Source organism: Pantoea sp. LS15 (genome assembly GCF_012241585.1).
Lineage (GTDB): Bacteria > Pseudomonadota > Gammaproteobacteria > Enterobacterales > Enterobacteriaceae > Enterobacter.
Map to the genome: position 1 here is coordinate 652,043 of NZ_JAAVXA010000001.1, position 21,143 is coordinate 673,185.

Consider the following 21,143-nt stretch of genomic DNA (forward strand, 5'->3'; position numbering starts at 1 on the left):
TTCACTCCTCACTTACCAGTTCCACAGCGTGCCGTCTTCAAGACGGGCCACCGGCAGATAGGCAGGATCGTACGGATACTTCGCTGCCAGCTTTTCATCAAATTCAATGCCCAGGCCCGGCTTATCGCCCGGGTGCATATAACCATTATCAAAGCGCCAGCTGTGCGGGAAGACCTCCAGCATCTGTTCGGAATAGCCCATGTATTCCTGCACGCCAAAGTTCGGTACCCACAGGTCGAAATGCAGTGCGGCCGCATGGCATACGGGCGAGAGATCCGACGGGCCGTGTGAACCGGTACGCACCTGGTAGAGCGAGGCAAAATCCGCTATGCGGCGCATCCCGGTGATCCCCCCTGCATGGGTAATGGTGGTACGGATATAGTCGATAAGCTGCTCTTCAATGAGCTGTTTGCAGTCCCAGATGCTGTTAAACACTTCACCCACCGCAATTGGCGTAACGGTGTGCTGGCGGATCAGGCGGAAGCACGCCTGATTTTCCGCAGGTGTAGGATCTTCCATCCAGAACATACGGAATTCTTCAATGCTTTTGCCGAAACGCGCCGCTTCGATGGGCGTCAGACGATGGTGCATGTCGTGCAGAAGATGTTCATTGAAACCAAATTTACTGCGTACCGCGTCAAACAGTTTTGGGGTGAAATCGAGGTATTTTTCGGTGGACCAAAGCTGCTCTTCCGGCCAGTTCCCTTTCGTGGCAGGCTCGTACGCCAGCCCTTTCCCTTTTGACATGCCGTAGGTGGTTTTCATGCCCGGCACGCCGCACTGAACGCGGATCGCTTTAAAGCCCATCTCTTTGTGGCGGGCATAATCTTCCAGCACATCGTCAAGGGTATGCCCGGTAGTGTGGCAATAAACCATCACCCCTTCCCGGGAAGCTCCACCCAGCAACTGGTAGAGCGGCATGTTGGCGGCTTTGGCTTTGATGTCCCACAATGCCATATCCACGGCAGAGATGGCCGACATGGTAACCGGGCCACGACGCCAGTAAGCACCTTTATAGAAAAACTGCCAGATATCTTCGATGCGGTGGGCATCACGACCAATCAACTGCGGGCAGAGGTGATCCTTCAGATAAGACGCAACGGAAAGTTCGCGCCCGTTCAGCGTGGCGTCGCCAAGACCGATAATCCCCTCGTCGGTAGTAATTTTAAGGGTGACAAAGTTCCGCCCCGGGCAGGTAACAAACACGTCAGCCTCGACAATCTTCATAGTTCCTTTCCTTACATCGTTCGTTGTGATGCGGGAAATTTACTCAACTACACTACTACCATACAAGTATAATGATCATGAAGTCAGCGAGCGATCACAAAAACCGGGCGCTCAGGCGCGCCCCCATCCCGCAACAATAATCAGCATACCGCACAGGGCAATCAGCGCGCCGGCCCAGTCGTATGCGCTGAGTTTTACGCCATCCACCACGCGCAGCCACAGCAGGGCGGTACAGACATAGACCCCACCGTAAGCCGCATAGACACGACCACTGGCAGCCGGGTGTAACGTTAACAGCCAGACAAAAAGTACCAGCGCCACGCCCGCCGGGATGAGCAACAACACCGTCCCGCCCTTCTTCAGCCAGAGCCAGGGCAAGAAGCAACCGATGATTTCACAGAGCGCGGTGGCGAAAAAAAGGAGTGTGGTTTTGATCATATTTAACGTCGTTTGAGGATTTATTTAGACATCATACCTGATGATGTCCTTTACTTTTCCATACCCTGGCTACGGGTATGACGTAATTTTACTTTGGTGTAGAATCTGAACGGGATAACGTGATTATCTGCACTCACTTAAAAGGAAACGCGATGACTACATTAAGCAAACGCCTTTGTCTGACAGCCCTGCTGGCGCTGTCATCGTTCGCCTTTGCCGCCTCTGCAACAGCGGAAACCAGTAAACTCGTTATTGAGTCTGGTGATAGCGCGCAGAGCCGCCAGAACGCCGCCATGGACAAAGAACAATGGAATGACACCCGCAACCTTCGTCAGAAGGTTAACAAACGTGCGGAAAAAGAGTGGGACAAAGAAGATGTCGCTTTTGACGCGCGTGACAAATGCCAGCAAAGTGCAAACGTTAATGCTTACTGGGAGCCAAATACCCTGCGCTGCCTGGATCGCCGTACTGGCCGCACGGTAGCGCCTTAATGTCAGCGCCCTGTGATATAAAACTCCGTCCGCTGGAGCGTGAAGATTTGCGCTTTGTCCACCAGCTCGATAACAACGCCAGCGTAATGCGCTACTGGTTCGAAGAGCCTTACGAGGCTTTTGTCGAGCTGTCCGATCTTTACGATAAGCACATACACGATCAGAGCGAACGTCGTTTTGTGGTGGAGTGTGAGGGTGAAAAAGCCGGGCTTGTGGAGCTGGTTGAAATCAACCACGTTCACCGTCGGGCAGAGTTTCAGATTATTATTTCACCTGAACATCAGGGAAAAGGTCTTGCTTCCCGTGCGGCAAAGCTGGCGATGGATTACGGATTCAACGTTCTGAATCTCTACAAGCTTTACCTGATTGTCGATAAAGAGAATGAAAAAGCGATTCACATCTACCGTAAGCTGGGCTTTATGGTGGAAGGTGAGTTGATTCATGAATTCTTCATCAACGGTGAATACCGCAATACCATTCGCATGTGCATCTTCCAGCACCAGCACCTGGCCGGACATAAACCGTCAGGCGCCAGCCTGCTGAAACCTACCGCGCAGTAACCTGCGCGGCTTTATGCTCAATAGTACTCAATCGTGTTTTTGATCGTGTATTTGCGCTCAACGGCGGGTTTGACGCTGTCGTCCGTGATGGTTAGATCGCAGCTCACCGGATTATTGTGTCGATCGTAGTCGCAGCTCTGCTTCACGTTGCCCAGGGGCTTGTCATTCAGCATGCTCACTGCCGAGTAATCCATTCTTTTGCGAACATCCTTAGACGGTGTCGACTGTACGGATAAATGCTGATCCCCGGAGACGGTGGTTTTACCCAGCGGGTAACCGTCCGTGTCGTAGCGGTACTTCACCTCCATCTCTTTGCCGTGCGCCGCCACCACAAAACCGTTATCGTCGGTATCCCACGTCACCCCGGCTGACGGTAATTCCGCCAGCTGGCATTTCCCCTGCAGTTTCACTTTGCGCTGCTGAGTTTCCGCATCAAGGTAGTAGTTGGCATCCAGCACCAGCGCCACGCCGGTGTTAGCCTCGAGATCGTGCAGCTCCAGGGTATCGAAGCACCCTTCTGTCGACACGGTACCGGTGACCCGTTTAGACACTTCCCCTTTTTCGTTGAACAGCGTCTGGGTAAAGTCTTTGACCGGACCGCGCAGAGGGTCAAAATCAAACTCATTCGAAAAGCTCGCCATCTCGGGGGTAAACGACAGGGGCGCGGTGTTGTTATCACACCCCACCAGTGTCGCTGCCAGTAGCGTTATCGCTGCGTATTTATTCACATTCATTACCGTACAGAGAGATTATTCCCAATCATATTAGCAAATACAGTTGTTTACACGAAGCCTGCTAGAATTAATCTACACACAGAGAAAAGGAGCTACAGATGAAACGGTTACCCTGGATTACCGCCCTGCTGTTAATGAGTGCTTCAACGGCTGCCCTGGCAGCGCCTGATTCCTGCGAGCGCGTGAAAAGCGACATTCAGCAGAAAATCATCAACAACGGTGTGCCTGAATCAGGTTTTACCCTGAGCATTGTGCCGAACGACCAGGCCGACCAGCCGGGCACACAGGTGGTGGGTCATTGTGCCAACGACACCTTTAAAATTTTGTACACCCGTACAGGCAACGGGGCTGCGGAAGCTCAGTAATTTACCTTCAATCCCCTTTGATTTGATGAGGATTAATATTTAACACCCCCAAATAAGTAACACTCACCCCATCATTAGCCCGGTTGTAATCATGGGAAGAATAATACGCAATTATAATGATGGGGTGAGCCATGTCCGATACTGAACATCACGGCGGAATTAGCCGTCGAACACTCGTGAAATCTACTGCCTTAGGTTCTCTGGCGCTCGCCGCCGGTGGGTTATCGTTGCCCTTTGGCGTGAAAAGTGCCGCCGCTGCGGTGCAAAACGCCATAGGCTCCGTGGAAGATAAAGTGGTCTGGGGCGCCTGCTCGGTCAACTGCGGTAGCCGCTGCGCATTGCGTCTGCACGTCCGTGACGACGAAGTGTACTGGGTCGAAACCGATAACACCGGTGAGGATATTTACGGTAATCACCAGGTTCGCGCCTGTCTGCGCGGGCGTTCTATTCGGCGTCGCATCAATCACCCTGACCGTCTGAACTACCCGATGAAACGCGTGGGCAAACGCGGTGAAGGCAAATTCGAGCGTATTTCGTGGGATGAAGCGCTGGATACGATCGCCCGCAACCTGAAGGGGGTGGTGGAAAAATACGGTAACGAGGCGGTTTACATTAACTACTCCTCCGGCATTGTCGGCGGCAATATCACCCGCTCCTCCCCTTACGCTTCGCTGGTCGCGCGCCTGATGAACTGTTACGGCGGTTTTCTGAGTCATTACGGCACCTACAGTACCGCGCAAATCGCTTGCGCGATGCCCTACACCTACGGCAGCAATGATGGCAACAGCACGTCTGACATCGAAAACACCAAACTGGTGGTGATGTTCGGCAATAACCCGGCTGAAACCCGCATGAGCGGCGGCGGAATTACGTATTACCTCGAGCAGGCTCGCGAGCGTTCCAATGCGCGCATGATCGTCATCGACCCGCGCTACACCGACACCGCAGCAGGACGTGAAGATGAATGGATCCCGATCCGTCCAGGCACCGATGCCGCACTGGTGGCAGGTATCGCCTGGGTCTTGATCGACGAAAACCTGGTCGACCAACCTTTCCTGGACAAATACTGCGTTGGCTACGACGAAAAAACGCTCCCGGAAGGTGCTCCCGCTAACGGTCACTACAAAGCGTATATTCTCGGCCAGGGCGACGACCAAACAGCCAAGACCCCGGAGTGGGCTTCGCGCATTACGGGCATACCGGCAGACCGCATCATTAAGCTTGCACGCGAAATTGGCTCCGCAAAACCTGCCTGTATCTGTCAGGGCTGGGGGCCACAACGTCAGGCTAACGGCGAGCTGACAGCCCGCGCCATCGCCATGTTACCGATTTTAACCGGAAACGTGGGGATCAACGGCGGTAACAGCGGCGCGCGTGAGTCGACGTATACCATCACCATCGAACGTATGCCGTTGCCGGATAACCCGGTAAAAACGCAAATCTCCTGCTTTAGCTGGACGGATGCCATCGCCCGTGGGCCGGAAATGACCGCCCTGCGCGACGGCGTTCGCGGTAAAGATAAACTTGATGTGCCCATCAAATTTATCTGGAACTATGCGGGCAACACTATCATCAACCAGCACTCGGATATCAACAAAACCCACGACATCCTGCAGGACGAAACCAGGTGCGAAACCATCGTGGTGATCGACAACTTTATGACGTCGTCGGCGAAATACGCCGATATCCTGCTGCCGGATCTCATGACCGTCGAGCAGGAAGACATCATTCCCAATGATTACGCCGGGAACATGGGTTACCTGATTTTCCTTCAGCCCGTGACCGCACCGAAGTTTGAACGCAAGCCTATCTACTGGATCATGAGCGAAGTGGCGAAACGTCTTGGGCCTGATATTCACCAGAAATTCACCGAAGGCCGTACCCAGGAACAGTGGCTGCAGTATCTGTATGCCAAAATGCTCGAAAAAGATCCGCAACTGCCGTCGTATGACGAACTGAAACAAATGGGTATTTATAAGCGCAAAGATCCCAACGGGCACTTTGTGGCTTATAAAAAATTCCGCGATAACCCGGAGGCTAACCCGCTGAAAACCCCTTCGGGTAAGATTGAGATCTACTCCAGTAAACTTGCGGAGATTGCGGCAACCTGGGAGCTGGCCAAAGATGAAACCATCAGCCCTCTTCCGGTTTACGCTTCGACGTTTGACGGCTGGGATGCTCCCGAACGCACCCAGTTCCCGCTGCAGCTGTTCGGTTTCCATTTCAAAGCCCGTACCCATTCGAGCTATGGCAACGTCGACGTGCTGAAAGCGGCTTGCCGTCAGGAGGTCTGGATTAATCCTGTTGATGCTGAAAAACGTGGCATTAAAAATGGCGATACAGTGCGCGTCTTTAACGATCGCGGTGAGGTGAGAATTGAAGCGAAAGTCACACCACGCATCATGCCCGGCGTAAGTGCCATGGGCCAGGGAGCCTGGCACGACGCCAATATGAACGGCGACCGTATCGACCACGGCTCATGTATCAACACACTGACAACTCACCGCCCGTCACCACTGGCAAAAGGCAATCCTCAGCATACCAATCTGGTGCAGATCGAGAAGGTGTAGTCAGTAAAGTGAGTGACCGTGGTTTATTCTATGTTTTGTATTACCGGTTAACACAGTCGCGCGGGTAAACACCCGTGCGAGCAAGGAAGGTTTAATGAAAGACATATCGCATCGTGAATCGTTAGCGTTTAGCGCCCGGGTACTGGGCGCGCTGTTTTATTTTTCTCCTGACAGCGAGCAGGCTGCACCGTTGGTACAAGCCCTTTGCGCTGCTGAATGGGTTCAGGACTGGCCCCTGCCACCGGACACTCTGCAACCTGTTGCTAAAAGCTTCACCGCGTCTGCCGATGAGTCACTGACGGATGCCTGGCAACGATTATTTATTGGCCCTTACGCCCTGCCCGCTCCGCCGTGGGGTTCCGTCTGGCTGGATCGTGAATCCGTCCTGTTTGGCGACTCAACCCTCGCACTGCGCCAGTGGATGCGGGAAAACAATATCGCTTTTGAGATGCAGCAGAACGAACCGGAAGATCATTTCGGTACCGTGCTGCTACTGGCGGTGTGGCTGGCCGAGAATGGCCGTGAGGCGCAGTGCGATCAGCTTCTGGCATGGCATCTGTTGCCGTGGAGTACCCGCTTCCTGTCGGTGTTTGTCGACAACGCCGGGCATCCGTTTTATATCGCGCTGGGCAAGCTCGCACAGTTGACGCTTGCGGACTGGCAATCAAGATTGATTATTCCAGTCGCGGAAAAAACGCTCTACCGCTAAGGGCTATGGCTTGCTTATGGTTGAAGGGTTGGCTGCAGTTCGCGTAATACGCCCAAACTGCAGTAGACTCAAAACCAGTGCAACCCACTCATTCTTAAGAGATAGTGTATGTCTGCCACGGATTTATCAAAAATGGGCACTGCGCACGTGGCACTCAATGTAAGTGACTGCGGTCATACCGTTATTGAGAAATATCCAGTTGGCGAGGTGGAGTACCGTTTCTATCAAGACGTTGCAACGGAGCTTAATCAGGCAGGAATTGCGACCCCAAAGCTCTTTTCTGCTGATGCTTCCATGCGTATGTTAAGAATGGAATATATTCCTCACAAGGTTGAACAGAACGATGTCGCAGATGATGACGCCCTCATTATGCTGGGACGCTTGCACTGTTTCCCTGCGAATTCTGACTGGCGCTACCACACTCATTTATGGTCAGAACGCGCGCTCGAAAAAGCCCTCATGCTCCTGGCATTACCTGATAAAACTGCAAAGCATCTACGGCTTTTTCAGAAATGTAGTGATGTTTTGTTTGGTAATCAAAACCTGGTATCAGGTGATAGCAATGCCGGCAATTGGGGAAGAAGAGAAAACGGTGATTTAGTTCTTTTCGACTGGGAAAGATTTGGAAAAGGAAGTGCCGCTATCGACCTTGCGCCTCTGATAAAAGGCCTGGGAACGAAGCGAGCGTTTATTGATATTTCTAAACGCTATTGCCAGTTCTCTTTCCATTACGATGCTAATACGTTAGCGAGAGAAATTGCCATTGCCAAAGCATGGATTGTCACCGAAGTCATTGTGCTGCTCAATGAACGGCAAAAAGCAGCATTTCCCTTGTATCTCAACTGGTATAGAGAACATCTTCCAGACTGGTTGGATGATGTCGTCAAAGTGCTATGAATGAACAATGGCCTGGGTACAGACAAAGATGTCTGCTCTGTGCCAGAAGCGGACATTCGCAACTTATTTAAATGCACCGCACAGCAAAATTCTTTTACCAGAAAATTCATCCCTTACAAGAGTCATGACTGATAAGACGCGCGCGACAAACATCCAGAATTTCGTTAGCAAGAGCGGAATTATCTGGACAGGCACGAGACAACACCAGGGCGCCAACAAGATGCGCGATGGTATTTATTAAGTCAGCGCGCGTGCCATTTTCGGTTCCTAAAACTTCCAGTTGCCGCTCAATTCCGGCCGCAAACGTCTCTTTGATTGATTCAGATTGACGGGCTGCATCAGTACCCAGAGCCGACATCACGCAGCCTTTTCCCATGTCATCACGATGTTGTCGGGAGAGATAATATTCAATAAATTTTTCCCGATTAACACCCTCCGTTTTTTCTGCGGATCGCATAAAGCCGCAGCTCATGGCCTCAGACAGTAAATCTGCCTTGGAACCAAAATGCTTGTAAAAGCCACCGTGAGTTAACCCTGCCTCAGACATCAGTTCCGATATCCCGATACCATCGTAACCACGCTCACGAAAAAGTTCTGAGGCCGTTTCAACAACTCGCATCCTGTTCTCGCGAACCTGCTCTTTTGACACTTTCACGTTTCTACCCTCTTCAAATAGAGCCTGATTATACATTGATGATGATCATAATCAAACCGGTTGACTTTTTAGATTATGATCATCATCATTAAATCAGTACCTCAACCAATCATTTGCAGGCGGATAAACATGACGAACCAGGCATTATTTCAACCTTATGATCTTGGCCCCATAACACTTGCCAACCACATCGTGATGGCCCCCCTGACGCGTAACCGGGCTGGTGCCGGGCTGGTACCGGGCGAACTGGCAGCGACTTACTACGCCCAGCGAGCTTCAGCAGGATTATTGATTACCGAAGCCACGCAGATTTCGCCACAAGCGCAGGGATATCAGGATACACCGGGGATCTATACGCAAGCTCAAATAGAGGGTTGGCGCAAAGTGACTGACGCAGTCCATGCCAAAGGTGGGCGTATATTTGTACAGCTCTGGCACGTAGGGCGAATTTCGCATGTCGATTTACAGCCTGGTGGCGCTGCACCAGTCGCACCGTCCGCTATCCGCGCTGAGACGAAGACCTTTGTGAACAACGGTTTTGCTGATGTTTCTGAACCACGTGCGCTGGAAGTGGAGGAAATAAAGGGGATCATCGATGATTTCAGAAAGGCAGCTGCAAATGCCATTGCCGCCGGGTTTGACGGAGTCGAAATCCATGGTGCGAATGGTTATCTGCTGGAACAGTTCCTTAAAGATGGTGCTAATCAGCGTACAGATGAATACGGCGGCTCTGTCGAGAATCGTGCTCGCCTGCTGTTAGAAGTCACTGCTGCCGTAAAAGATGAGATTGGCGCTGAACGCACCGGCGTGCGCATTTCGCCGGTATCTCCTGCTAATGCAATTTCTTGCAGTGATCCGCAACCTCAATATGACTACCTCGCTGAGCAACTCAATGCATTAGGCATCGTGTATCTCCACGTGGTTGAAGGCGCTACGGGCGGCCCGCGCGATGTATCACCGTTCGACTACGACTCACTACGTCGACGCTTTAACAACACCTGGATCGGTAACAATGGCTATGACCTGGCGCTGGCGACCACTCAGCTTGAGCAAGGCAAAGCCGATCTGTTTGCCTTCGGTCGTCCGTTCATCTCCAACCCGGATTTGGTTGAAAGACTGAAGACGGGTGCGCCGCTGGCCTCACTTAATCCTGAAACGCTTTATGGCGGTGGTGCACAAGGGTACACCGATTATCCGTCGCTTACCGGAACCAGCAAGTAGATCTGTGAATATCACGGTTCGACCTGAATCGCACATTGCGGAATCAGTTTACACATTAATAAAGAAGAGCAACTTATGACTAACGCTTCAGTTCTCATTACGGGTGCATCCACAGGTATTGGTGCTGTTTACGCTGAACGATTTGCCCGTCGGGGACATGACCTGGTACTGGTCGCCCGCGACACAGCAAAGTTAGAGATACTGGCCGATCGTCTGCGACGGGAAAATGGCATTTCTGTCGATGTTCTTCCAGCCGACCTCACGCAAGCGGTCGATTTAGCGACTATCGAAGCGCGTCTGCGTGAAGACGAGCAGATCGGTATTCTTATCAATAACGCAGGTATCGCGCAGTACGGGAGTTTTACAGAGCAGACGCCTGAATCGATAGAACGCCTAATCGCGCTTAATGTCACGGCACTGACGAGACTGGCAAATGCAGTAGCACCACGCTTTGTAAAAGCGGGTGAAGGTTCTATCGTCAATATCAGTTCCATCGTTGGGCTCGCTCCGGAATTTGCAATGACGGTTTACGGTGCAACCAAAGCCTTTGTGCTTTTCCTGTCTCAGGGAATGAGTCTGGAGCTGTCATCTAAGGGTATTTATATCCAGGCGGTACTGCCTGCCGGGACGTACACGGAAATTTGGGATCGTGCGGGTATCGACATCAGTAACTTTGCCAAAATGATGGAAGTAGGTGAGTTAGTCGATGCAGCCCTGGTGGGTTTTGATCGTCGCGAACTCGTCACCATCCCGCCTTTACAGAATGCTGCACACTGGGAGACCCTCGATGCTTCCCGTCAGGCTCTGCTTTCAGACATCAAACAAGATGAAGCCGCAGAGCGATATAAAACACGTTAAGTAAAGAGTTGCCCTCTGCAGAACAATCTTTTAGGTGTTTTGCAGACGGGCAAATAAAACATAACGCCCTGATAGCAGGTTTTCTCATTCCCTATGAGAAACCTCAAACAAATCATAAAGGTCTCGTTCAGTATGACAACAAAACGTGTAGCGCTGGTTACAGGCGCTTCGTCAGGTATCGGCAAAGCGTCAGCGACTAAACTTTTAGCTGCGGGTTTTACGGTATACGGCACAAGTCGGCGTGGCGCGCTGGCGGGAACACATCCTTTTCCGTTATTGACGCTGGATGTGACGGACGACGCCTCTGTTGAGGCAGCCATTGATGAGTTGCTGCGCCTGGAGGGGCGGATCGATCTTCTTGTAAATAATGCGGGTTTCGGGGTCGCTCCGGCAGCTGCAGAGGAAAGCTCTCTCGATCAGGCCAGGCTTATTTTCGACACCAATTTTCTGGGCATCGTTAGGTTAACACGTGCTGTTGTCCCTCATATGCGCCGTCGGGGCAGCGGGCGTATCATTAACATTGGTTCGATACTCGGTATCGTTCCGTTGCCGTATGTGGCTCTTTATGCTGCCAGTAAGCATGCAGTCGAAGGATACACAGGAGCACTTGATCACGAGCTGCGCACGCAGGGTATCCGGGTTTCTGTCATTGAACCTGCTTACATAAAGACCGAGTTTGAAGCCAATAATATCGAACCGGATGCCAGGCTTGAAGAGTATGACCTTATCCGGGCTAAGCTGACGAAAGTGGTGAGCAAAGCAATGGCCGAAGCGGAAAGTCCGGAAGTTGTGGCGGACGTAGTGGTTAAAGCTGCTGAGGATTTACGACCAAAAGTGCGTTATACCGCGGGAACGCTGGCGGCTAAACTGAATTTTCTTCTCAAATTCGCGCCCTCAAAAATCCTGGATAAGGTAGTGAGAAATAGTCTTCAGCTTGATGCGAGAGAATAAAAATGAAATTTTCGCGACTGGCTATCCTGGCATCAGTGTTGTTTTTCATCCTCGCTACGGTATGGATGATTTTCCCGGAACAGCTCCTCGCCTTGTGGGGGATTGAAAGCACACCAGGTACCGATGTGCTCGGCCGACGTTCTGCTGCATTCTTCGCTGGAACAGGAGCAATGTGTGTTTTAGCGAGGAATGCTGAGCCTTCTCCAACCCGATATGCTCTGGCCACCGGCATTAGCACGATATCTTTCATGTTAGCCGTGTCTGGCCTGTTCGAATGGTACAAAGGACATGTTAACGGGCAAATTCTTTTTGCAGTATTTATCGAGCTGCTACTGGGAACCGCTTTTTTACTCAGCAATATTGGCATCCGGAAAATCGACAGGATAAACAACAAATGAATACGAAGACAATGAAAGCGTTTACGTTTAAACGCTATGGTAAATCTCCTGAGTTGGGACTTGATAACATAGATTATCCTTCCATCGGTCCTGACGAAATTCTGGTTAAGGTTTACGCTGTAGGCCTCAATCCCATTGACAACATGATCCCCACCGGAATTTTCAAACCGGTTTTGCATTTTAAGCTGCCCGCAACACTGGGTAGCGACCTCTCCGGGATTGTGATTGCAACAGGAAGCCGGGTGACGCGTTTCAAGCCAGGCGACGAAATCTTCGCGAGTATTTTCGATAGAGGTACAGGCTCTCTTGCCGAATTTGCCGTTGTTCCTGAAAGTCTCGCGGCCATTAAACCTGCAAATATCGATTTTGTGCAGGCAGCTTCACTCCCAATGGTAAGCCTCACCGCCTGGCAGGCGCTCACAGAAAGAGCCTGTTTGCAGTCTGGACAGAAGGTTTTCATCCCGGCTGGTTCAGGAGGAATTGGGAGTTTTGCCATCCAGTTGGCGAAGCACCTTGGCGCAAAAGTGGGAACGACAACAAGTTCAGTCAATGTCGAATGGGTGAGTCGTCTTGGTGCAGATGAAGTGGTTGATTACAAAAAGCAGGAGTTTGAAAATGTGCTGAGTGGCTATGATATTGTTTTGGGCACTGTGAGAGGAGATACGATAGAAAAGTCCACTCGAATTCTTAAGCCAGGCGGGAAGATTATTTCTCTCATCGGGCCGTTAGATGCTGCTTTTGCTCGGGATCGACAATTAAACCTCTTTCTTCGTTTTCTATTTGGCCTGATGAGCCGCAAAATCATACGTCTTGCAAAGAAGAGGAGCCTAAGCTATTCATTTCTCTTTGTAAGGCCAGATGGCGCTCAACTTACACAGATAAGTAAGCTCATAGAAGCGGAACATATCGTCCCGGTAATCGACAAAGTTTTCCCGTTTGCCGCAATCAAGGATGCTCTTGCCTATCTTGCTGGAGGACATGCGAAGGGTAAAGTTGTCGTTAAGATACAAGATTGAAAAAAACGGTGATTTTTATCAGCCTACTTTTAGAGTAAATGACAAGAGTCTATAGCCTCAGGGAAGAGCTGCTGAATGTCCGCTTTTCGCTCAAAGCAGACCTTTGGCTCAGTTAGATCGTCCGCTTCGTGCTGTGAGGCAACCCAGTCCCTGTAATGTCATACGAACAGCCTCATCAAGAGGAGTATGCGGCTCGGCACCTAAAAAAGTCGCGAGTTTGGTATTGTCCAGGCGGACTGATTGACGCCACAGATACCGCATTTCCAGAAGTTCGCGCAAGGTTGCGTTGAAAGGTGCTGCCAGGTACATAAACCACCACGGAAATGAGTGTATTTTGGCCACACCGCCATAGTGTGCGGTGATACGTTGTATAGCCCTGACCATTTGGCTGCCGTCGGGATCCCAATGTCCTTGCATATGGAATCGCGCAAATGGCTCAAGTTCTTCACGTCGCGCCAGCAATGCAGCAATAGTTTTTGCGATATCAGGTAAATAGGCCCACTGATGACCCGTTTCAGGCGTACCTGGATTAGAAATTACCTTTGGCAACGTGCCGGGTTTGATCAAACCTTGAGAAAACCAGCTATTACCAGCGTGTGGACCGAAAAAATCCCCCGCGCGGACGACCAGAACCCGTCCGCCACGCTGTGAATAGGCCTCAAGTTCTTTCTCCATTTGTACCCTGATCGCGCCTTTCCTTGTGACTGGTCTCTGCTGAGCATCTTCTCGTAACAGCGGGAAGGCATCAGGGCCATAGTTGTAAACGGTACCTGGAAGCACTATCAAGGATCCATTTCGTTCTGCTGCATTGATTGTGTTGCGCAGCATAGGCAACACAAGATGATGCCAGTTTCGGTAGCCGGGTGGGTTGACGGCGTGAACGATCACAGAGCAGTCTTTCGCCGCAGAGGCGACGTGTTCTCTGTCGAGAGCATCGCCCGCAATCCACTGGATTTCACCATTAGGTTCGCTTCCATGGGTTCCCCGTTTTAATGCACGTACCTCCCATTTATCCCGAATGAGCTGGCGAGCAGTTTCACCACCAATACCGCCTGTAGCGCCAAGTATTAAGACCTTCCCTCTGGTTTCCATCGTATTTGCCTCTTTGCTGATTTCAGATTGACAGCATAAGCACAGGCAGAGCTAAAATGGCTCGTCATGCACGAAGACCTGCGTAATAGTCGGTGCTGCAAATTAGTTTTCGATGTTCTGTCAAAGGGATTAGCGGAATATATCTACCCGAAGCGAACGTAAAAAAGCCATTATGGCTGCGAGATATGTACTATTACATCCTTCCGACGGCAACTTGGTGATGTTTTTTTCGTTGTGGAAGAGATGAGAATATCGCTAATGCCAGATGAAAGATTTTAATAATGAACCTATCTACTCAGTCCTGACGGTAGGCGATCAGCTATTGTGGGGAGCAGCAGAACCATTGCGTCGCATGCTGAATATTCTGCCTGGCAAAGTGTAAGTCATAATATTCCGACAAAACACCTACTTAGTAGGTGTTTGCGGAACTTACTTTATCGATTTCGTTTCACCTCGTATTGCAGGCACACTACCCCCGACGGGAAAATATGACTCTTCACCAGCATGAGTGAGGTTCTGTCTTGTATATTTTTGAACAACGGTATGCCTTGCCCCAATAGAATCGGATTAACAAATAGCCAATACTCATCGATGAGGTTTTCCGCCATTAGCGCGTGAGTCGCAGAGGGGCTACCAAACAATAAGATTTCGCTGCCCGCGTTTTGCTTGAGCTTGCTGATTTCGTCGCTTAAGTTGCTACTGATAATTTGCGTATCAGGGTGATCTTTTTCCAACAGGGTTTTCGACAACACCACTTTGTGGGCAGATTTATACCAACGCGAATGCGCAAGGTCATGCGGGCTGGCGTCAGGCTTATCGGCAGCAGTGGGCCAGTACGACTCCATCATCTGGTAGGTGGTGCGCCCATATAAGGCGGTGTCGGTCTGCTGGATCCGCTTCTCCACATATTCAAACAAATCGGGGCTTATGCTAATCCAGTCCAGACTCGCCTGCCCCTCAGCGTTAGATGCGACAAAACCATCCAGCGACACATGAACAAACGAAACGATTTTTCTCATGATTTTCTCTCTGATTAAGTGTTGCGAGACGCTCAGGGTTTGGTTCCCGCCTTCAATCGCACCAGTTTTCTCCAACACTATCCTGGCTTTTATCTGTAGGTATAGATATCAGGTCGGGTAATGGCCCAGGCGTAGTTTTTCTGATTCACTGGTTCATAGCCAAACTTTTCATAAAGCCAGGGCGCAGTGGTTGTAAATAACAAGATCCTGCGAAGCTTTTCAAATATCGGGTGACTATGAATACACTCCATAAGCCATCTTCCCAACCCGTAACCCTGATATTCTTCAAGTACATATACATCACAAAGGTACGCGAAAGTCGCATAATCCGTTATCAGACGTGCAAATCCTATCTGAGATTCATTGTGATAAATGCCAAAGTTAAGGCTATTTGCTGCTGAAGCAGTAACGGTTTCCAGATCAATACCTTTGGCCCATGTGGATCTCGTCAAATACTGATGCACAGCCTGTAGGTTCAGCTTTTCATTGTCTGTGCTAATCAGAAAATCATTCATATGCCATTCATGTTTCACCGAAATGCTCACGTTCACACCTGTTCAACTGATGGAGGGAGACTTAACCATATCATTGTCTGAAAGAAATCATCACAATTGAATCATTAGCGCCAGAGCACAAAGACGACTCATTGAAAGATGATGCTCAACGGCTTTTTGTGACGATAGACTTCCCGCATCGCGCGTTCGGTGAAAAAAATATGATGCTCGATCACGAATGCCGCAGATTGCTTCAAAAAAATTACCGTATTTGTTATATTGTTATTTATTGCTTATTCACCTCTGCAGTGCAAAAAAGAACAAGATTCACCGCAACCCAGGATTGAGAAATGTTAGATTACCGCTTCCCGACAGCTTTGCAGATGGTTCTCAGCGTAGCGATGGCGGAGCAATTGGGTGAACGTTCGACGAGTGCGATCCTGGCCTTCGGCCTGGAAGCGAATCCGAGCTTTATCCGCAAATTGATGGTTCCGCTCAAGCGTGATGGCATTATCGTCTCAACGCTTGGTCGCAACGGCTCTATTCATCTTGGTCGTCCGCCAGAAAAGATCACCCTTCGCGATATCTATCTTTCTGTCATCGAAGATAAAAAGCTGTGGGCGTCGCGCCCTGATGTACCCGCTCGCTGCGTAGTCAGTGCTAACGCGTGCTGGTATTTCAAGTCGATTTCCGAAGAAGCGGAGCAGGCTTCGTTAGAGGTATTAGCCCGCCATACCGTGGCAAGCGCCCTGGACGCGGTGAAAAATGCCGATGGCAGCAGATGGGATCCGCTCCCTGATATTATTGCCCAGTACCAAAAAACGTCTTAACGCTTTTCCTGTTGCGAAAAAAAACCGCCTTCACTATAAAGGCGGTTTTTTATTATCTGCAACGTCCCTACGCAGGCAGCACTTCCCTTTCCACTTTGCCGCGCGTCACGAATTTACGCAGCGTCACATAGAACACCGGTGTCAGGAACAGACCAAACAGCGTCACGCCCAGCATCCCGGAGAAGACGGTGATCCCGGTGACGCCGCGCACTTCCGCACCCGCACCGTGACCGAGTATCAGCGGAATTGTCCCGGCAATAAAGGCGATGGAGGTCATCACAATCGGGCGTAAACGCAGGCGGCAGGCCTCCAGCGCGGCTTCCATAATGCCTTTGCCCTGAATTTCCAGCTCGCGGGCAAATTCCACGATAAGAATCGCGTTTTTACAGGCCAGCCCCATCAGAACCACCAGCCCTACCTGTACGAAGACGTTGTTGTCACCCCCGGTCAGCCAGACGCCAAATAGCGCGGAGAGCATCGTCATCGGCACGATAAGGATCACCGCCAGTGGCAGCGTCCAGCTTTCATACAGCGCCGCCAGCACCAGGAACGCCAGCAACACCGCGACCGGGAAGACGATCAGCGCCGTGTTACCCTGCGTGGCCTGCTGGAAGCTCAGATCGGTCCATTCAATGTTCATCCCGTTCGGCAGGATCTGCTTAGACATCCCCTCCAGTTGCGTCATCGCCTGGGAAGACGAGAGCACGCGAGGGTCGGCATCACCAATCAGGTCCGCCGCCGGATAACCATTGTAGCGAATCACCGGGTCAGGCCCATAGGTGGTCGTGATTTTCACCATACTGCCAATCGGTACCATTTCACCCTGGTTATTACGGGTGCGTAAATTAGCGATATCTTCCACGCTGTCACGGAACTGCCCGTCTGCCTGCGCCATCACGCGCCAGGTGCGCCCAAACTGGTTGAAGTCATTCACGTACGACGAGCCCAGATAGGTTTGCAGCGTACCGAAAAGATCGGTCAGCAATACGCCCTGCGCTTTCGCCTTATCACGATCAACCTGAACATCCAGTTGAGGTACGTTAGCCTGGTACGTTGAGATCGGGAAATGCATCCCCGGCGTTTGCATAATCGCACCGGACATAGTGTTCACCGCGTTTTGCAGCGCGCCATAGCCCAGACCACCGCGATCCTGGATGTACAGCGAATAGCCCGACCCCTGACCCAGACCTAAAATCGGCGGTGGCAGGATGGAGAAGCCAAAACCCTCCTGAATTTGCGCGATTTTCGCGTTGATCTCCGCGTTAATTTCCGCAGCAGTGTGTTTGCGCTGGTCGAACGGCTTCAGACCAAAGAAGACCGTCCCGGTATTCGGCGTATTAGTGAACTGCAGCGCATTTAGCCCCGGAAAAGCCACTGCGTAATCCACACCTTCGGTCTTCATCCCGATTTCGCTGATTTTGCGGATCACCGCATCGGTACGCGCCAGCGAAGAACCTTCCGGCATTTTCACGCCGCCAATCAAATACAGCTTATCCTGCGTCGGAATAAACCCGCCGGGCACTGCTTTGAACATCACGCCCGCCGCACAGAGCAGCAGCAGATACACCGCAAATACCGCGCCGCGTCGTCCGAGCGTTTTGCCCACCAGCCCCTGATAGCCATTCGAGCTGCGGTGGAAAAAGCGGTTAAACGGACGGAAAATCCAGCCGAACAGACGGTCAATCAGTCTGGTAGGAATGTCTTTCGGTGCGCCGTGTGGCTTTAACAGCAGTGCAGCCAGTGCCGGAGAAAGCGTCAACGAGTTGATGGCGGAAATCACCGTCGAAATCGCGATCGTCACCGCAAACTGCTTATAGAACTGCCCGGTGACACCAGAGAGGAACGCCATCGGCACAAACACCGCACACAACACCAGTGCAATCGCGATAATCGGCCCCGAAACCTCACGCATCGCCTGATGCGCCGCCGCAAGCGGAGCAAGCCCCTCTTCGATATTTCGCTCGACGTTTTCCACCACCACGATGGCGTCGTCCACCACGATACCGATAGCCAGTACCAGCCCGAACAGACTCAGGGTGTTAAGTGAAAAGCCCAGCAGATAGAGAATGCTGAACGTCCCCACGACAGAGACCGGCACCGCGATCAACGGAATGATCGACGCACGCCAGGTTTGCAGGAACAGAATCACCACCAGCACCACCAGCACCACCGCTTCCAGCAGCGTTTGCACAACCGCACGGATCGAATCGCGCACAAACACGGTCGGATCGTAAGGTGCCGCCCACTTCATATCTTCCGGAAAACGGGTGGACAGTTCCTCCATTTTGGCGCGCACCGCGTTAGACAAATCAATAGCATTCGCCCCCGGAGACTGGAAGATACCAATCCCGACCGCGTCTTTATTGTTAAGCTGGGAACGCAGCGCATAGCTACCGGAACCCATTTCGATACGCGCCACGTCGCGAAGGCGGACAACCGTACCGTCCTGCGTCGTTTTCAGGACAATGTTGCCAAACTCTTCTTCGGTATGCAGACGCCCCTGGGCGTTAATGGAGATCAGGAAATCACTCTCTTTCGGCAGCGGTTCGGCGCCCAGTTGCCCGGCGGACACCTGGACGTTCTGCTCCTGCATCGCCGTGACCACATCCGAAGCGGTCAACCCGCGGGCCGCCACTTTGTTCGGATCCAGCCAGACACGCATCGCGTATTCACCTGAGCCGAAAATCTGAATCTGGCCGACGCCAGGCAGACGCGCCAGCTCGTCCTTCACCTTCAGCGTGGCGTAGTTACGCATATACAGGGAGTCGTATTTCCCGTTGGGCGAAAACAGATGCACCACCAGCGTGAGCGTTGGCGACTGTTTCTGGGTAGTAATCCCCAAACGCCGCACGTCTTCCGGCAGGCGCGCTTCGGCCTGCGCGACACGGTTTTGCACCTGAACCTGCGCCTGATCCGGGTCGGTTCCCGGACGGAAGGTGACGGTGGTCACCAGTACGCCGTCCGAGCCCGCAATGGATTTCATGTACATCATGTTTTCAACGCCGTTGATTGCCTCTTCCAGCGGCGTCGCCACAGTTTCGGCAATCACTTTCGGGTTGGCGCCCGGGTACTCCGCGCGTACCTGCACGCTTGGCGGCACGACGTCAGGATATTCGCTCACCGGCAGCAGCGGGATGGCGATCAATCCTGTGATAAAAATCAGAATCGACAGGACGGCGGCAAAAATGGGCCTGTCGATGAAAAAACGGGAAAAGTCCATGGGTCGGATTCTCAGGTAAGGGATCAGTTAAAGGCGGCGCTGGCGGTCATGGCAACGGTTTTCGCGTTAACCGGCATCCCCGGCATGAACACTTTTTGTAACCCCTCGACGATGACTTTATCGCCAGGGTTCAGTCCCTGCCGCACGATGCGTAAACCGTCTGCCAGACGTCCCGGCGTGATGTCGCGACGCTGTGCTTTCCCCTCTTTATCCACGATATACACGTATTTGCGATCCTGATCGGTCAGCACCGCTTTGTCGTCGATCAGCGTGGCTTTGAATTCCGCACTGCCCGGCAGACGTACGCGGGCAAAGAGCCCTGGCGTGAACTGACGCTGCGCGTTATCCAAAAGCGCACGCATACGGATGGTGCCGGTACTCGGCGTTAACTGATTATCCAGGAAGTCCACTTTGCCCTGATGGGGATAGCCCTCCTCGCCCGTCAGACCAATTTCCACCGGAAGCGCCATGTGATTGCTGGACGCCCCCTGCCCGCTGCGGGCCAGATTTTGGTAGTGAAGATAGGTCGACTCATCCACGTCAAAGTAAACGTAAACCGTTTTCTGCGAGACCAGCGTGGTGAGGACGCTGGCGGTGTCGCCCGCCGTCACCAGATTGCCGCTGGTGATCAGCGCCCGGCTGGCGCGGCCATCAATAGGCGCGGTGACTTTGGTGAAATCCAGGTTAAGTTGTGCGGCGTCAACCGCCGCCTGCGCGGCACGAATGTCGGCCTGTGCCTGGGTGGCAGCCGAACGACGCTGCTCCCATTCTTCACGGGAGACTACGTTAGTATTGACCAGCTTATCGGTACGGTTAGCCTCGCTTTGTGCCAGGCTGGCCTGCGTTTTGGCTCTCGCCAGGTTCGCCTGCGCCTGTTCCAGCGCTGCACGATAGGTTCGGTCATCAATGGTGAACAACACCTCGCCCTTTTTCACCTCCTGGCCATCGGTGTAATTCACTTTATCAATGTAACCGGAGACGCGCGGACGTAACTGAACGCTCTCCACCGCCTCAATCCGACCGTTAAAGCTATCCCACTGGCTAATGGATTTCACAACCACGTCAGCAGCGCTGACGGCGGGCGCAGGTGGCGCAGCGTTTTGCGCGACACTGTTATCGCATCCGACGAGCAGCACGGAGAGCAACATGACCCCCAGCGCGCTCAGATGAAAGTTACCCCAGGTTTTTTGCAGGCTCATTATTTTTATTCCGATAATTGTAGCCGCCGGACAAGACGCCGCGGGAGATGCCGCGCCACTTCCTTTGTCCGGTAGCTGGCTTAAGGCCATTTGTGTCGTTCATCGCCACAAAACTGTAACAGTAATGAATACACTATTCGCGGCGATTGTAGGAAGGCGCTTAACTAAGTGCAAGAATAATTGTTGCACTTTATGTGCT

The 21,143-nt window shown here is 52.0% G+C and carries 21 protein-coding genes and 1 pseudogene; 13 read left to right on the top strand and 9 right to left on the bottom strand.

Features of this window, described 5'->3' with window-relative positions:
* Positions 1-12 precede the first annotated feature (12 nt).
* Positions 13-1,227: a D-mannonate dehydratase ManD gene (manD, locus tag HED65_RS03020; RefSeq protein WP_114977379.1), complete on the bottom strand. Its 1,215-nt coding sequence runs from the start codon at positions 1,225-1,227 to the stop codon at positions 13-15.
* Between the two features lie 111 nt (positions 1,228-1,338).
* Positions 1,339-1,665: a YnfA family protein gene (locus HED65_RS03025; RefSeq protein ID WP_114977380.1), complete on the bottom strand. Its 327-nt coding sequence runs from the start codon at positions 1,663-1,665 to the stop codon at positions 1,339-1,341.
* A gap of 152 nt (positions 1,666-1,817) precedes the next feature.
* Here HED65_RS03025 and HED65_RS03030 point away from each other — a divergent pair, with 152 nt between their 5' ends.
* Together HED65_RS03030 and speG are read left to right on the top strand one after the other, a co-directional pair.
* A complete protein-coding gene (locus HED65_RS03030) occupies positions 1,818-2,156 on the top strand; it encodes a DUF1283 family protein (RefSeq protein WP_028017573.1) in 339 nt (112 codons plus the stop codon).
* On the top strand, positions 2,156-2,716 hold the full coding sequence (gene speG / locus HED65_RS03035; RefSeq protein WP_047348678.1) for a spermidine N1-acetyltransferase: 561 nt from the start codon (positions 2,156-2,158) through the stop codon (positions 2,714-2,716). Before HED65_RS03030 ends, speG begins: the two co-directional genes overlap by 1 nt.
* A 17-nt stretch (positions 2,717-2,733) precedes the next feature.
* Here the strand turns inward: speG and HED65_RS03040 are convergent, their stop codons facing one another.
* The gene (locus tag HED65_RS03040) at positions 2,734-3,444 is read right to left on the bottom strand and encodes a YnfC family lipoprotein (protein WP_189338737.1); all 711 of its coding nucleotides are present in this window, start codon (positions 3,442-3,444) and stop codon (positions 2,734-2,736) included.
* Positions 3,445-3,548: 104 nt separating this feature from the next.
* Between HED65_RS03040 and HED65_RS03045 the strand changes: the two genes are divergently transcribed.
* The 4 genes from HED65_RS03045 (at position 3,549) to HED65_RS03060 (ending at position 7,991) form a co-directional block, all read left to right on the top strand.
* Positions 3,549-3,815 carry a DUF1161 domain-containing protein gene (locus HED65_RS03045; RefSeq protein ID WP_028017576.1) on the top strand — a complete coding sequence of 89 codons (267 nt, stop codon included), beginning with the start codon at positions 3,549-3,551 and terminating at the stop codon, positions 3,813-3,815.
* Between the two features lie 131 nt (positions 3,816-3,946).
* Complete coding sequence (gene ynfE, locus HED65_RS03050) at positions 3,947-6,385, top strand: selenate/tellurate reductase subunit YnfE (RefSeq protein WP_114977382.1); 2,439 nt, start codon at positions 3,947-3,949, stop codon at positions 6,383-6,385.
* Positions 6,386-6,479: 94 nt separating this feature from the next.
* On the top strand, positions 6,480-7,094 hold the full coding sequence (gene dmsD / locus HED65_RS03055; protein ID WP_114977383.1) for a Tat proofreading chaperone DmsD: 615 nt from the start codon (positions 6,480-6,482) through the stop codon (positions 7,092-7,094).
* Between the two features lie 108 nt (positions 7,095-7,202).
* Positions 7,203-7,991 (top strand): phosphotransferase family protein, encoded by a 789-nt coding sequence (locus HED65_RS03060; protein WP_114977384.1) that lies wholly within the window; start codon positions 7,203-7,205, stop codon positions 7,989-7,991.
* A gap of 106 nt (positions 7,992-8,097) precedes the next feature.
* On the opposite strand, the gene HED65_RS03065 is transcribed toward HED65_RS03060, so the two are convergent.
* The gene (locus HED65_RS03065) at positions 8,098-8,646 is read right to left on the bottom strand and encodes a TetR/AcrR family transcriptional regulator (RefSeq protein ID WP_065801688.1); all 549 of its coding nucleotides are present in this window, start codon (positions 8,644-8,646) and stop codon (positions 8,098-8,100) included.
* 129 nt (positions 8,647-8,775) lie between these two features.
* Between HED65_RS03065 and HED65_RS03070 the strand changes: the two genes are divergently transcribed.
* From HED65_RS03070 to HED65_RS03090, 5 genes are all read left to right on the top strand, one after another.
* A complete protein-coding gene (locus tag HED65_RS03070; protein WP_065801640.1) occupies positions 8,776-9,867 on the top strand; it encodes an alkene reductase in 1,092 nt (363 codons plus the stop codon).
* Between the two features lie 75 nt (positions 9,868-9,942).
* Entirely contained in the window at positions 9,943-10,725 is a 783-nt protein-coding gene (locus HED65_RS03075) for an SDR family NAD(P)-dependent oxidoreductase (protein WP_065801639.1), read from the top strand.
* Between the two features lie 132 nt (positions 10,726-10,857).
* The gene (locus tag HED65_RS03080; RefSeq protein ID WP_070550123.1) at positions 10,858-11,676 is read left to right on the top strand and encodes an oxidoreductase; all 819 of its coding nucleotides are present in this window, start codon (positions 10,858-10,860) and stop codon (positions 11,674-11,676) included.
* A 2-nt stretch (positions 11,677-11,678) separates the two neighbouring features.
* Positions 11,679-12,074, top strand: a complete 396-nt coding sequence (locus HED65_RS03085; protein ID WP_114977385.1) for a hypothetical protein — start codon at positions 11,679-11,681, stop codon at positions 12,072-12,074.
* Positions 12,071-13,090: an NADP-dependent oxidoreductase gene (locus tag HED65_RS03090; protein WP_114977386.1), complete on the top strand. Its 1,020-nt coding sequence runs from the start codon at positions 12,071-12,073 to the stop codon at positions 13,088-13,090. Before HED65_RS03085 ends, HED65_RS03090 begins: the two co-directional genes overlap by 4 nt.
* A 108-nt stretch (positions 13,091-13,198) precedes the next feature.
* On the opposite strand, the gene HED65_RS03095 is transcribed toward HED65_RS03090, so the two are convergent.
* The gene (locus tag HED65_RS03095; protein WP_114977387.1) at positions 13,199-14,182 is read right to left on the bottom strand and encodes an NAD-dependent epimerase/dehydratase family protein; all 984 of its coding nucleotides are present in this window, start codon (positions 14,180-14,182) and stop codon (positions 13,199-13,201) included.
* A 277-nt stretch (positions 14,183-14,459) separates the two neighbouring features.
* Here HED65_RS03095 and HED65_RS22610 point away from each other — a divergent pair.
* Positions 14,460-14,564, top strand: a pseudogene (locus HED65_RS22610) (hypothetical protein); the annotation flags it as partial.
* A 52-nt stretch (positions 14,565-14,616) separates the two neighbouring features.
* Here HED65_RS22610 and HED65_RS03100 read toward each other — a convergent pair.
* Together HED65_RS03100 and HED65_RS03105 are read right to left on the bottom strand one after the other, a co-directional pair.
* Complete coding sequence (locus HED65_RS03100) at positions 14,617-15,276, bottom strand: dihydrofolate reductase family protein (RefSeq protein ID WP_223256799.1); 660 nt, start codon at positions 15,274-15,276, stop codon at positions 14,617-14,619.
* A gap of 14 nt (positions 15,277-15,290) precedes the next feature.
* Positions 15,291-15,746 (bottom strand): GNAT family N-acetyltransferase, encoded by a 456-nt coding sequence (locus HED65_RS03105; RefSeq protein WP_189338738.1) that lies wholly within the window; start codon positions 15,744-15,746, stop codon positions 15,291-15,293.
* Positions 15,747-16,045: 299 nt separating this feature from the next.
* Between HED65_RS03105 and oqxR the strand changes: the two genes are divergently transcribed.
* Entirely contained in the window at positions 16,046-16,525 is a 480-nt protein-coding gene (gene oqxR / locus HED65_RS03110; protein ID WP_114977389.1) for an efflux pump transcriptional repressor OqxR, read from the top strand.
* A 67-nt stretch (positions 16,526-16,592) separates the two neighbouring features.
* Here the strand turns inward: oqxR and oqxB are convergent, their stop codons facing one another.
* Together oqxB and oqxA are read right to left on the bottom strand one after the other, a co-directional pair.
* Complete coding sequence (gene oqxB / locus HED65_RS03115; protein ID WP_114977390.1) at positions 16,593-19,745, bottom strand: multidrug efflux RND transporter permease subunit OqxB; 3,153 nt, start codon at positions 19,743-19,745, stop codon at positions 16,593-16,595.
* A 23-nt stretch (positions 19,746-19,768) separates the two neighbouring features.
* Positions 19,769-20,944, bottom strand: coding sequence for a multidrug efflux RND transporter periplasmic adaptor subunit OqxA (gene oqxA / locus HED65_RS03120; protein ID WP_114977391.1), 1,176 nt, complete (start codon positions 20,942-20,944; stop codon positions 19,769-19,771).
* Between the last annotated feature and the right edge of the window lie 199 nt (positions 20,945-21,143).